The 11,861-nt window shown below is 65.4% G+C and carries 12 protein-coding genes; 1 reads left to right on the forward strand and 11 read right to left on the reverse strand.

Going from position 1 to position 11,861, the window contains the following annotated elements; translation table 11 throughout:
- Complete coding sequence (locus BV95_RS06660) at nt 1–1,056, forward strand: GNAT family N-acetyltransferase (protein ID WP_037449067.1); 1,056 nt, start codon at nt 1–3, stop codon at nt 1,054–1,056.
- On the opposite strand, the gene BV95_RS06665 is transcribed toward BV95_RS06660, so the two are convergent.
- The 11 genes from BV95_RS06665 to BV95_RS06715 form a co-directional block, all read right to left on the reverse strand.
- The gene (locus BV95_RS06665) at nt 1,034–1,894 is read right to left on the reverse strand and encodes a cupin-like domain-containing protein (protein WP_037449070.1); all 861 of its coding nucleotides are present in this window, start codon (nt 1,892–1,894) and stop codon (nt 1,034–1,036) included. The genes BV95_RS06660 and BV95_RS06665 overlap by 23 nt on opposite strands.
- Nucleotides 1,891–3,006: a GNAT family N-acetyltransferase gene (locus BV95_RS06670; RefSeq protein ID WP_037449073.1), complete on the reverse strand. Its 1,116-nt coding sequence runs from the start codon at nt 3,004–3,006 to the stop codon at nt 1,891–1,893. The genes BV95_RS06665 and BV95_RS06670 overlap by 4 nt, the downstream gene beginning before the upstream one ends.
- Nucleotides 3,007–3,467: 461 nt before the next feature.
- On the reverse strand, nt 3,468–4,523 hold the full coding sequence (locus BV95_RS06675) for a flagellar motor protein MotB (protein WP_037449076.1): 1,056 nt from the start codon (nt 4,521–4,523) through the stop codon (nt 3,468–3,470).
- A gap of 3 nt (nt 4,524–4,526) precedes the next feature.
- Entirely contained in the window at nt 4,527–5,390 is an 864-nt protein-coding gene (motA, locus tag BV95_RS06680) for a flagellar motor stator protein MotA (RefSeq protein ID WP_013848501.1), read from the reverse strand.
- A 288-nt stretch (nt 5,391–5,678) separates the two neighbouring features.
- Nucleotides 5,679–6,524: a flagellin gene (locus BV95_RS06685; protein WP_037449079.1), complete on the reverse strand. Its 846-nt coding sequence runs from the start codon at nt 6,522–6,524 to the stop codon at nt 5,679–5,681.
- Nucleotides 6,525–6,541: 17 nt separating this feature from the next.
- Complete coding sequence (flgK, locus tag BV95_RS06690; RefSeq protein ID WP_037449081.1) at nt 6,542–7,882, reverse strand: flagellar hook-associated protein FlgK; 1,341 nt, start codon at nt 7,880–7,882, stop codon at nt 6,542–6,544.
- Entirely contained in the window at nt 7,879–8,193 is a 315-nt protein-coding gene (locus BV95_RS06695) for a rod-binding protein (RefSeq protein ID WP_037449084.1), read from the reverse strand. The genes flgK and BV95_RS06695 overlap by 4 nt, the downstream gene beginning before the upstream one ends.
- Nucleotides 8,193–9,428, reverse strand: coding sequence for a flagellar basal body P-ring protein FlgI (locus BV95_RS06700; RefSeq protein WP_234703107.1), 1,236 nt, complete (start codon nt 9,426–9,428; stop codon nt 8,193–8,195). The genes BV95_RS06695 and BV95_RS06700 overlap by 1 nt, the downstream gene beginning before the upstream one ends.
- Nucleotides 9,429–9,439: 11 nt before the next feature.
- A complete protein-coding gene (locus BV95_RS06705) occupies nt 9,440–10,096 on the reverse strand; it encodes a flagellar basal body L-ring protein FlgH (protein WP_174544461.1) in 657 nt (218 codons plus the stop codon).
- A 125-nt stretch (nt 10,097–10,221) separates the two neighbouring features.
- Nucleotides 10,222–11,010 carry a flagellar basal-body rod protein FlgG gene (gene flgG, locus BV95_RS06710; RefSeq protein ID WP_037449090.1) on the reverse strand — a complete coding sequence of 263 codons (789 nt, stop codon included), beginning with the start codon at nt 11,008–11,010 and terminating at the stop codon, nt 10,222–10,224.
- Between the two features lie 63 nt (nt 11,011–11,073).
- Nucleotides 11,074–11,814 carry a flagellar basal body rod protein FlgF gene (locus BV95_RS06715; protein ID WP_037449094.1) on the reverse strand — a complete coding sequence of 247 codons (741 nt, stop codon included), beginning with the start codon at nt 11,812–11,814 and terminating at the stop codon, nt 11,074–11,076.
- Between the last annotated feature and the right edge of the window lie 47 nt (nt 11,815–11,861).

Raw genomic sequence — 11,861 nt, forward strand, 5'->3', positions numbered from 1 at the left:
ATGGCCCTTACCGCCCAGTTCACCCGCCTGCCCGACCTTGCGAGCCTTGCCCCCCGCTGGCAGGCCCTTGAGTCCCGCGCCGCCGCCAGCTTCTTCCTCGGCTGGACCTGGACCGGCGCCTGGCTGGAAAGCTACGGCGTCCGGCCCGAACTGCTCGCCGTCACCGACGCGCAGGGCCGGGACGTCGCGCTCGCTTTGTTCGGCCACGCCATGCAACCCCGCCTGCTGGGTCGCAGCGCCACCCTGTCGCTCAACCAGTCCGGCGACCCCGACGCCGACCGCCCCTTCATCGAATATAACGGCCTGCTGGCCGCCAAGGGCAGGGAAGGGGAGGCGACACAGGCCGCCCTCAAGGCCCTGCAAAGCCGCAATGACTGGCGCACCCTGTGCCTCGGCGGCATCGCTCCCCATTCGCCGCTCCTGAAAATTCCCGCCCGCCGCAAGACCCGCCTCGACCGCTCCACGGTCTATCAGGTCGACCTGGCCGCCGTCCGCGCCGCCGATTATCTCTCGCTGCTCAGTTCCAACAGTCGCAGCCAGATCCGCCGCGCCCTCAAGGACCATCATGGCGCGTTCCCCGACATCGCCAGGGCCGCGTCAGCCGACATCGAACCCTGGCTCGCTGAAATGCAGGCCCTCAATACCGGCCGCCACGCCGACAATGCCTGGGACGATCCGGCCTTCCGCCGCTTCGCCGCCACACTTGCGAGGCGCGACGAAGCCGTCGAACTGCTCCGCTTCACTGATGGCGATGGAACGATCGGGCTGCTCCTCAACTTCCTGCACGATGGCGCGGCAATGAACTACCAGTCCGCCTTCGCCGCCCCCCGCACCGCCAAGGACAAGCCCGGCCTGCTCTGCCACGCCGCCGCCGTCGACCATTATGCCGGGCGCGGCCTCGCTCTCTACTCCCTGCTTGCGGGCAAGGACCGCTACAAGCAGAGCCTCGCCACCTGCGAGGAAGCCTTGGAATGGTGGCAGATCGACCGCTTCAGCCCCCGTCTCGAAGCCGAAGCGGTCTTGCGCAAAATCCTCAGACGCCCAGCTTCCGCATGATGCGGTAGGCGATCCGCCGCACGCCCTGCGCTTCCGGCCGTGCGCCGATCCGCCCGACCGGCAGCCCGCGCCGCCGCAGCAGAGCGTTCAGGCTGTGCAACTCGCCCTCCGCCACGCTCCGTTCCGACCGCCAGGTGACGGACAGGCTGACCGACACTGCTGGGCCATTCTCCACGAAATGCGGCGCCTTCACCGGCACATGAATCGCATCGCCCGGCAGCAGCGTCACCGCCATGCCCCGGTCCCGAAACCCGTCCTGCCAGTCCAGATTGCGATGCCCGCCCGCATGGAAGGCCTCGCTCTGCACCGCGGGCACCAGTTCCTCGTCCCCCGCCGGAAAGACCGTCATGGTCTTCTCGCCCCGTATCTGGAGCAGGATATTATGCTCCGGGTCCATATGGAACGGTGTCACGCTGCCGGGCGAGGACAGGAAGATGAACGCCTCCCGATGCAGCATCGGCCCCGTCTCCCGCTCCACCAGCGGCGCGAGTTCCGCCAGCGCCCGGTCGAGCAGCGCGCCATAGGCCGCATCCCGCTCGACATTCTTCAGCACTGCCCAACTGCCGTTGCTCTCGATGGTCCGGATCGTCTCGCCCAGGCTCAGCCCGTTGGACGGCGTATCCTCCGGCCGCACCCCCAGGGGCAGCTTGCCCAGATTATATTCCACGGAGGCGGCAGGCATCCGTTCCGCCAACCCGGCGAGAGCCTCCAGCGTCAGCAGATCATGCCCGGCCAGATCATGGCTCAACTTCACCGCCCGGTCCGGATAAGCGGCCGCAAAGGCCGTCCGCGCCTGTTCCGGAAACACCGCCGCCTCGATGGAACTCACCGCGTTCATATCTGCCCCTTCAACCTCTGCCCCAGCGCCTCCACCCCATTGGCCAGCGCGAAGGCCATGCTCCGCTTCGCGCCGCGCAGGGCGATGCGATATTGGGTGATCGTCCGCCGTTCGGCCCACAGGCTGTCGATCATCGGATGGTCCGCCGCCGCGCAACTATCCATCCAGCCGATATCCGAACGGCCCAGTACCTCCTGCAGATTGGCGATCTCTATCAACACCCCCGGCGAAAAGCGGCCCAGCGCCTCGTCAAAGGCGATCTTGAAGGAAAAGGCCCCCTCGCCATGGCGGAAATTGACCAGCATCGCGATGGCGCGTCCGTCCAGGTCCATGCGCAGAAAATGCAGTCGTCCATTCCCGAAAGCCGCCGCGCAGGCCGCGTTGAAAAAGGCCGCATCGTCGGCCTTGCACGCCAATGCCGACCCTTCGGCACCTTTCCAGCCCGAAGCCTCCAGCGCCAGAAATTCCCCGCACCAAATGGGGAGGTCCGCCCCGTCTATCAGCAACCGGCTTTCGACACGGCCCAGTTCGGCCAGCCGTTTCTGCAGGCGCCGCAATTCCTTGCGCTTCTTGGCGCGCACATGGGTTTCCCAATAGGCGTCGGCGTCCAGTTCCGACCGCAGCATCGCCCTGTCGTAGCGATGCACCTCCTGTCGTCCGCGCCTTTGTTCGACGCAGAGCGCCTCCAGCGCCGCCGCATTCGCTCCCGCCGCGTCCAGCCCGCGTAGATGCAGGAAGCCGGGCGCCCAGGGCGCGTCGTCCAACTGCCCAAGCAGGCTGCGCCATGCCGCGACTTCCTCGCCCCGCCGGATCAGCGGCGCGCCGAAGAAGCAATGATCGTGCATCCAGTTGGTGACGCAGCGCAGCGGCAAGCGCCCATGGCGCGCAGCGACGACCACCGGCATCAGCCCGATCAGATCGCCCTCCCGCTGCGCCTCCAGCATGCGGACGGTGGCGCCGCCCGCCAGATGATCGAGCGCCGCGCACAGCATTTCGGGCATGTAGAAGGCATTGGCCTCCGCCGCCTGGTCGGCCAACGCGGCCCAGCGCGCCCGCTGCACCGGCGCATAGGCGCGCGCGCTCGCCAGGGCGGGATGGGAAGCCATGTCCATGATTCCGGCAATATCCAGCAATGATTAGGGAAAGGCTAATTGCAGGCGAACAGGGGAAAATTCGGCGGTTTTGCGTCGAAGTTCACACTGTATGCGCGCGCGTGCCTGAGCGCGCGTATGCGAGGCGGGTTTTCACCGGACGGTTTCAAAGAGGGATGGGGGATAGGGTGGTGGGGGCGGAATAGGACAGCGTGAAATGGGCGATTGTTGGAGGGATAGGATGGTTTTTGGGAGGTTGTGGCTGGTGGGCCACCTATTTTGGTGTTGAGGGTGGAGGTGGCGGTCTATCAAATCCTCCCCATCGGTAGATGGGGAGGGACCGGCCGAAGGCTGGTGGAGGGGAAGGGGCACGACCTGCGTATTTCCCCTCCACCACTCGCTGCGCGAGCGGTCCCCCTCCCCACGCTTCGCGTAGGGAGGAATAGGAGAGGGCTGCTTTTCACCCCAAACCGTCATTCACCTCAATGCTTGCCCGGCTTGCTCGATGTTCCCTTGGCCGTGGGATTGATCAACTGCGCGCCTGAGGGCAGGCTTGTTCCGCCCATGTCCAGCTTCTGGGCTTCGCTGCGGGCTAGGGTCAGCGGATTGTCGCGTTCCCTGATCGCCGCCCTGGTCTCCGCGTCGGCCTGTCCATCCGGATCGCTATCGCTCGCGCCGCGGCTCCACCCCAGGATGATCGACATGCGCCGGTTGCGCGGGTCGTACACGTCGCCCTTCGCGAAAGGTTCGCGGTCGGCCACGCCCTCGATCCGGGCGAAGCGGTCGTTGCCGATGCCGCTGGCGGCCAGCGCCTTGCGGGTCGCTTCGGCGCGGGCGGACGACAGCATCCAGTTGTTCATCGTCTGGCCCGAACTATAGGGCAGGCCGTCCGTATGCCCGCGCACGATCAGCGGGTTGGGCATGGTCCGGATCGTCTTCGCGACCTCATCCACCAGTTCGCGGGCCTGCGGCAGCAGCCGGTCGGTGCCCATGGCGAACATGGCGAAATCCGCCTCGTCGATCAGGTCGATGCGCAGCCCTTCCCGCGTCTCGGTGAAGCGGACATTCTTGCGCAGCTTGTTGATTCCATGGCGGCGGGCCATGCGCGCCTCCAATTCCTTCTTGATCGATTCGAACTTGGCGCGGTCGGCCGCCTTGGTCGCCTTGCCGCCCTGATCCTTCGTGCCGCTGGCATCGCGGGGGATGGTGATGGCGAGATTGCCCTGACCGCCCGTGGTCGGGTAATTTTCCTTTGCCGTCATGCTGTCGCCGCCGAACATGCCGTTCGACCCGGCCGATCCTTCCTTCACCTGCACCAGCGTGGGCGTGAAATAGTCGGCCAGCCCCTTGCGCTGCTTTTCGGTGGTCGCGCCCAGCAGCCACATCAGCAGGAAGAAGGCCATCATCGCCGTCACGAAGTCGGCATAGGCGACCTTCCATGCACCGCCATGATGGCCGCCATGACCCTCCACGATGATCTTCTTGACGATGATCGGCCGGGGTTCCGGCTCGTTCGCGCCGCGCTTCTTGTCCGCCATGGCTTATTTGCCCCGCATGCCGTCGAACACTTCGGCGAAGGCCGGCTGGTTCGCATGGGTCAGGCTGGAGCGGGCCGCCTCGATCACCAGCGGCTGCGGGTGGCCGTGCAGCGACGCGACGATGATCTGCTTGACGACATGGTACATCGACCCGTCCGCCTCGATCACGGCGCGGCAGCGATTGGCGAAGGGATTGACCATGCCATAGGCCAGCAACACGCCCAGGAAGGTGCCGACCAGCGCCGAACCGATCATGGCGCCCAGCACCGCCGGGGGCTGGTCGATGGAGCCCATGGTTTTCACCACGCCCAGCACCGCCGCGACGATGCCCAGCGCGGGCAGCGCGTCGGCCAGCCCTTGCAGATTGTCGGCGGGCTTCAACGATTCATGATGATGGGTCTTGAGCGCATTATCCATCACCTCCTCGACCGCATGCGGGTCGAGCGTGCCGGAGGAGACGACCACCAGCCGCAACGTGTCGCTGATCAGGTGGATCAGCGTCTTGTCGCCCATCAGGCGCGGATATTCGGAGAAGATGGTGGAACTGGCTGGATCCTCGATATGCGGTTCCAGCGCCACCGGGCCTTCGACGCGCAGCGTCTTCATCAGCTTGGAGACGAGGAAGATGCAGTCGAGGAAATCCTGCTTCTTGTATTTCGGCCCCTTGAACACCTTGCCCAGGCCGCCGCCCAGCGCCTTCAGGTCGGCGCCTGAATTGCCGATGATCAGCGCCCCGACAGCCGCGCCGCCGATGATGAGCATTTCGTGGGGCAGGGCGTGCAGAACCGGGCCGATGTCGCCGCCTGTAAAGATGAAGCCGCCGAACACCATGGCGAGCAGCACGACCAGGCCGATGATTGCGAACATGATTATCCCCGAAATTCTGCCCGAAGGCGCCGTCTTGATCGAAGCATCGCATGAGAGACGCTCTCGATTGGTTAATACGGCTTGGTTAGGATGTGATTTAGGGCGCCGGTCGAAAAAAGGGTGGCGATGTTTTCGACCGGAAAGGCGCGGCTTTGGAGGGTGTATCCTTATTCTCGTCATCCCGCGAAGGCGGGGATCCATCTCCCACAAGAATGCGCCTGGCGCAGCGTCAGGAGATGGGTTCCCGCCTTCGCGGGAACGACGGGGAATTGCGGGTGCCGCTTACCCCTATTTGATCAGGTCGAACAGCGTCTGCTGGTTGATCCGCGCAAAGGCGGATTGCGCCGCATTCAATTGGAGCAGCTTGGCCGAAACCGAGGAAATGACTTCGGTCAGATCGGTCGATTCCAGATTGCTCCGCCGTTCCTTGAGGTCGATGTCGATATCGGTGAGGCGCGTGCCGATCACGTCCAGCCGGTCGCTGCGCACGCCCTGCTTGGTCTGTTCCAGGACGACGTGATTCTGCGCCGCCTTGATCGCGTCCAGCGCGGCGACGACATTGGCGTCGTTGCCGCTTTGCAGGGCGGTGATGCTCTGGCCCAATATGCCGTCCAGCGTCATCGGCGTGCCGTTGACGTCGATCCCTTCGGACACTTCCTGCCGGGTGCCGACCACCGCCAGGTTGAGGCCGCGGCTGACCGGAACCAGCACGCTTTGGCCGTCGTCGAAGGTCGGGACGCCGTTATAATCCTTCTGGTTGAGCAATGAATCGATCGTCGTGCGGATCGTCTTCATCTCCTCCACGATGGCGGTCTTGCTGGCGTCGTTCAGCGATCCGTTGCGGGCCGCCGTCAACAATTCCTGCGCGCGGGTCAGCAACGTGTTCATCTCGTCCAGATTGGCTTCGGCCGTGGCGGCCCGCGCCGTGCCCGTGCTGATATTGGATTGCCAGGCCGCCTGCTGCGCCTGCGCCCGGCCGATGTCCGACACCTGCACCCAGGCCAGCGCGTTTTCCGACGGCCTGGTGAGCGTCTTGCCGGTCGAAATGGCGGTCTGGCCGTCGACTATGCCCTGGGAAAGCTGCTGCTGACGACGGATTTCCGCCAGAAGGATCTTGTTGGTGATGCCTACCATGGTTCGGTTCCTTGCCTTCAGATGATCTGCAGGATCGCGTCGACGGTTTCCTTCGCGACCTGAAGGATCTTCGCGCAGCCCGAATAGGCCTGCTGGATGCGCAGCAGGTCGGCCGCCTCCATGTCCAGGTCGACGCCGCTCACCGCCTCGCGCGCGGCCACGGCCTGGTCGCTGCGGCTCTGCGCGGTGGTCTGTTCCGCCTTGGTGGAGGAAAGGAGGTTGGCGTGGGTCGCGATCAGCGCGGTCCAGCCCTGTTCGACGCTGCCATTGCCGCGCAGCACAGTCGATACCGTCAGCAGATTGCCGTTCGCCGTGCCGTCGCTGGATTTGACGGCAAGCTGGTTGGGGTCGCTGATCAATGCGGTGACGGTCGCGGCGCTGGTGCCGGACAGCAGCGCCGCGCCTGCCGCGCCCGGGTTGCCGTCGGTCAGGCCCTGGGCATGCCAGTTGTTCATGTTGGCGACGAATTGCTGCGCCAGCGTGTCCAGGCTGGTGCGGCGTTGCGTCACCGTAACGGCGGCCGAAAACAGCCCGCCCAGTGTGCCGCTGGCCGGCGCGGCGAGGGCGGCGCCCGCGCCCGTCGTCAGGGACAGCGTGCCGTTGGTGTTGACGGTCAGCGCCAGCGGCGTGGCGCTGTCGCCCTGCACCAGCGTCTGGCCGTTCAGCGTCACCTGCGCCTGATCATGCGCGCCGAAGCTGACGTCGATATTAAGGTTGGACGACAATGTGCCCAGCGCCGCGTCCCGGCTGTCGAGCAATTGCGCATAGGCCGATGTGCCCGGTTGCGCCCGCAACAGGCTGTTGTTGATGTCCGCCAGGGCGGAGAGCGCCTGGTTGATGGTGGTGACGGACGCCTGCGCCTCCGTCGCGATGCCGCTCGACACCTGGGTCAAGTCCGCCGCCGTCTGCTTGAAGGCCTGGGCGACGCGGCTGATGCTGTCCAGCGTCGTCACGCGCAGGGATTTGTCGTTGGGGCTGGCGGCCAGCTTGTCCATATTCTGGAACATGCCGGTCATCAGTTGGCCGACGCCGGTTTCCGTGTCGTTGAGCGCCGTTTCCGAATCGGTCAGCCAGCGCATCCGCGCCACCGCGCTGCCAAGCTGCGTATTGGTGTAGCGCACCGTCGCGTCCAGATAGGGATCGGTAGAGCGGTTGACGCTCTTGACGTCGGTGCCGCCGAAATTGGCGCGGGAAATATAGACGGCCATGGTCGCCGTGGACGAACCGGATTCGACCGTCGTCACCGACCGGCGCGAATAGCCCTCCGTACTGGCATTGGCGATATTTTCCGACACCGCCGCCATGGCGGTGCGATAGGCCTTCGTGCCTGAGGCGCCGATGATGAAGAGGTCGCTCATTCAGCCTTGTCCGTCGGGCTGGCGGGCGCGGATGCGCCGGGCTTGGCCCCGAACTGGTGCATCAGCATCTCCGCGATGCCCAGCGTGCCGCGGCTGGCCATGCTGTCGGCGGTGCGGGCGTCGGCCATGTCGCGGAACTGGTCGGTGGCGCTGGAATCGCTGATGCCCTCGGCCAGGCTGGCTGAGCGCATCGCGCCCATCATCTGGCGCAGGAAGATCGCCTCGAACTGCTGCGCCGCCTTTTCGAGCGACGCCTTGTTCGGGGCGCTGCCTGGCTGGGCCGCCGTTCCTGTCGTCGCACCGATCTGCATCACAACACCACCAGTTCAGCCTTGAGCGAGCCTGCCTGCTTGAGGGCTTCGAGGATCGCGACCATGTCCGCGGGGGAGGCGCCGATGGCGTTCACCGCCTTGACTATATCGGCCAGAGAGGCCCCACCTTTAAAATTAATCATCGGCCGCTTTTCCTGATCGATCGAAATCGAACTGGATTGCTCCACCGCTGTCTGCCCTCGCGAGAAGGGGGCGGGCTGGACGATGCGGGGGGATTCGTTGACGCTGACCGTGATTTTCCCGTGCGCGATGGCGGCGGGATGGATCTTTACCGCGCCGTTGATGACAACGGTGCCGGTGCGGGCGTTGACGATGACCTTGGCGGGCGCGTCGGCTGGCGAAACCTCTATATTCTCGATCAGGCCCATCATCATGATGCGGTCGGTCGCGCCGGGCGCCGCGTCGATGGAGACGGAGACCGCGTCCGTCGCCTTGGCGCGGCGGTCGCCGAAGGTACGGTTGATGCCGTCCGCGACCCTGAGGGCCGTCGTGAGGTCGGCTTCGGAAAGGTTGAAGGTGAGGGTCGGGGCGGTGTCGAAGCCGGTGGCGACAGCGCGCTCGACCGTCGCGCCACCCGGAATGCGCCCGGCGGAGGGAATGTTGACGGAAACCTGGCTGCCGTCCGCACCGGATACGCCCAGGCCGCCGACCGCAAGGTTGCCCTGCGCCATGCCGTAAATTTCGTTATCCGCGCCGCGCAGGGGGGTCATGATAAGGGTGCCGCCGCGCAGCGACTTGGCCTTGCCGAGTGCTGATACAGTGACGTCGAGACGCTGGCCGGGCTTGGCGAAGGCGGGGAGGTCCGCCGTCACCAGCACCGCTGCCGCATTTTTGAGCGCGGGGTTGATCCCTTGCGGCAGCGTCAGGCCGAAGCGCGAGACGACGCCTTTCATGCCCTGCGTCGCATAGTCCAGACTGTCGTCGCCCGTGCCCGCAAGGCCGACGACGATGCCGTAGCCGGTTAGCTGGTTGGGACGCACGCCCTGGAATGTGCCGAGATCCTTGATCCGCTCGGCATGGGCCGGGGCGGCGAGGAGGGTGAGGACCGTGAGCAGGGCGCTTATAGTGCGGCGGAAGGCTTTGCTCCAAACACTCTCGTCATTCCCGCGAAGGCGGGAAACCATCTCCTGCCGCATCCCCAGGCGCAAGGCCGGGAGATGGTTTCCCGCCTTCGCGGGAATGACGGAAAGGAAAGGGTGCGAGAAGGAGGCCATGGGACGTTCCATCAGAAGGGGCTGATCATGGAGAAGAAGCGCTGCAACCAGCCCTGACGGCTGGCGCGGGCGATTTCCCCCTTGCCGGTGTAGATGATCTTCGCGTCGGCCACGCGGGTCGATGCGATGCGGTTGTCCGGGCCGATATCGGCCTGGCGGACGAGGCCGCTGATCTGGATAAATTCGTCGCCGCGGTTGAGCGTCAGCGCCTTTTCGCCCTTCACCAGCATCGTGCCGTTGGGGTAGGTCGCCGCGATCGTCACGGTGATCTCGCCGTTCAGCGCATTGGACTGGGTGGCGGCGCCCTTGCCGGTGAAGGCGTTGCTGCCGCTGGAGCCGATGTCGCTGGCGGAGAAGATTTTCGAGAGCGGGCCGGTGCTCGGCGGGGTCAGCGCGATGCTGCCGTCGCGACTGGTATCTGCGCTGTTGCTCTTGGTCGCCTGCGTCCGTTCGACCAGGACGATGGTGATGATGTCGCCCACGCTGGTCGCGCGCGCCCCGCTGGTGAGAGGGGTATAACCCATCGACGCCTGGAAGATGGACCCGTTGGCGGCGGGAGCGGCAGGTGCGGCAACGACCGTGGGGGCATAAAATTGCCGCTCGGCATCGCGCTTCTTGCCGGCCATGGCCGGGGAGGCGGCGAGGGCGGAAATAGCCAGCCCAATCATCACCGTTCGCCCTGAGCGAAGTCGAAGGGCACGGCCGACCGGCAGGGAGGCTGCTTCGACAGGCTCAGCAGCAGGCTTCGACAGGCTCAGCCCGAACGGTTGGATGGGGTTAGGCATCATCCCGCTCACAACTGCTGGTTGGCATATTGGAGCATTTCGTCGGTCGCCTTGATCATCTTCGAATTGACCTCATAGGCGCGCTGGGTCTCGATCATGTCGACCAGCTCTTCCACGACGTTGACGTTCGATGTTTCCAGATAGCCGGAGCGGACGACGCCGCGCCCGTCCAGGCCTGCGACGCCGACCTGCGGCGTGCCGCTGGCGGCGCTTTCCTTCAGCAGGTTGCCGCCCACCGACTGGAGGCCGCCCGGATTCATGAAGCTGGCCAGTTCGATCTGGCCGAGCTGGGTCGGTTCGGTCTGGCCCTGCAAGGTGGCGGACACGGTGCCGTCATTGCCGATGGTGACGCTGGTCGCGCCTTCGGGGACGGTGATCTGCGGGATCAGGGGCAGGCCGTCGCTGGTGACGACGACGCCTTCCGCCGTGGTCGTGAAATTGCCTGCGCGGGTATAGGCAATGGAGCCGTCCGGCTGCTGCACCTGGAAATAGCCCGATCCCTCGATCGCCATGTCCAGCGTGTTGCCGGTCTGGTTCAGCGTGCCCTGCGCGTTGATCTTGCTGGTGCCCTGCAACGCGACGCCGGAACCCAGGTTCAGGCCGGTGGCGAACTTGTTCTCGCTGTCGCTGTTGGCGCCCGCCGCCACGATCTGCTGATAGGCCAGCGTTTCGAAATCGGCGCGGTCGCGCTTGAAGCCTGTCGTGTTGACGTTCGCCAGATTGTTGGCGATCACGCGCATCTTCGTGTTCTGCGCGTCGAGGCCGGTGCGGGCGACATGAAGGGCTGCGTTGGTCATTTACTATCTCCGTGACGCATGGTCATGCGGGTTTCAAAGCAAGAGCCGTGCCAATATTAACCATTAATCCAGCCGCATCAGCGAAGCGCCGCCGTCGTCCAACTGCTTGGCTGTATCGATCATCTTGATCTGGGTTTCCCAAGCGCGGCTGGCCTCTATCATCTGCACCAGCGCCGATGTGGCGTTGACGTTCGATCCTTCCAGCGAACCGCCGGTCACGGTGGCGATGGGGTCGTCTGGCAGGACGCCGCCATTCGCTTCGCGGAACAGGCCGTCGGTGCCCTTGGCGATGCTGGAGCCGACCGGGTTGACCAGCTTCAGCTTGTCGACCTGCTGCGGGTTGGCGGGGTCGCCGCCCTGCGGCACGCCCCAGATGCTGCCGTCCTTCGCGATGGAGACGCTGTCCATCTGCGGCAAAGTGATGGGACCGCCTTCGCCCAGCACGGCCAGGCCGTCGCCGGTGGTGAGCAGGCCGCTGTCGCTGACCTTCAGGTCGCCGCGGCGCGTATAGGCTTCGCCGCCGTCCGGGGCCTGCACGGCGAGCATCGCATCGCCGTTCATGGCCACGTCCAGCGGGTTGCCGGTTTCGGTGACCGCGCCTTGCGCCATGTCGGCGGCGATCACCTGTTCGGACGCCTGCGCCCGCGTGTTGAGGTTGTCGCCCTTGATCCAGCGCGTCTCGGCATTGGCGATCTCGGCGCGAAAGCCGGTGGTGTTGACGTTCGCCAGATTGTTGGAGATCGCCGCCTGCCGCGCCATCGCGCCGCGCATCGCGGTGAGTGCCGTGTTGACGAGCCGGTCCATGGGTTTGTCCTGTTGTTGCGGGTAATGATTTCCGTCATCCCCGCGAA

Origin of the sequence: Sphingobium chlorophenolicum, from assembly GCF_000722875.1 — a bacterium.
Taxonomy (GTDB): Bacteria; Pseudomonadota; Alphaproteobacteria; order Sphingomonadales; family Sphingomonadaceae; genus Sphingobium; species Sphingobium chlorophenolicum.

What these genes read in the sequence shown, in the direction of transcription:
- BV95_RS06660 (WP_037449067.1), top strand. Translation starts at nt 1, where the DNA reads ATGGCCCTTACCGCCCAGTTCACCCGCCTGCCCGACCTTGCGAGCCTT.
- BV95_RS06665 (WP_037449070.1), bottom strand. Translation starts at nt 1,894, where the DNA reads ATGAACGCGGTGAGTTCCATCGAGGCGGCGGTGTTTCCGGAACAGGCG.
- BV95_RS06670 (WP_037449073.1), bottom strand. Translation starts at nt 3,006, where the DNA reads ATGGACATGGCTTCCCATCCCGCCCTGGCGAGCGCGCGCGCCTATGCG.
- BV95_RS06675 (WP_037449076.1), bottom strand. Translation starts at nt 4,523, where the DNA reads ATGGCGGACAAGAAGCGCGGCGCGAACGAGCCGGAACCCCGGCCGATC.
- motA (WP_013848501.1), bottom strand. Translation starts at nt 5,390, where the DNA reads ATGTTCGCAATCATCGGCCTGGTCGTGCTGCTCGCCATGGTGTTCGGC.
- BV95_RS06685 (WP_037449079.1), bottom strand. Translation starts at nt 6,524, where the DNA reads ATGGTAGGCATCACCAACAAGATCCTTCTGGCGGAAATCCGTCGTCAG.
- flgK (WP_037449081.1), bottom strand. Translation starts at nt 7,882, where the DNA reads ATGAGCGACCTCTTCATCATCGGCGCCTCAGGCACGAAGGCCTATCGC.
- BV95_RS06695 (WP_037449084.1), bottom strand. Translation starts at nt 8,193, where the DNA reads ATGCAGATCGGTGCGACGACAGGAACGGCGGCCCAGCCAGGCAGCGCC.
- BV95_RS06700 (WP_234703107.1), bottom strand. Translation starts at nt 9,428, where the DNA reads ATGGCCTCCTTCTCGCACCCTTTCCTTTCCGTCATTCCCGCGAAGGCG.
- BV95_RS06705 (WP_174544461.1), bottom strand. Translation starts at nt 10,096, where the DNA reads ATGATTGGGCTGGCTATTTCCGCCCTCGCCGCCTCCCCGGCCATGGCC.
- flgG (WP_037449090.1), bottom strand. Translation starts at nt 11,010, where the DNA reads ATGACCAACGCAGCCCTTCATGTCGCCCGCACCGGCCTCGACGCGCAG.
- BV95_RS06715 (WP_037449094.1), bottom strand. Translation starts at nt 11,814, where the DNA reads ATGGACCGGCTCGTCAACACGGCACTCACCGCGATGCGCGGCGCGATG.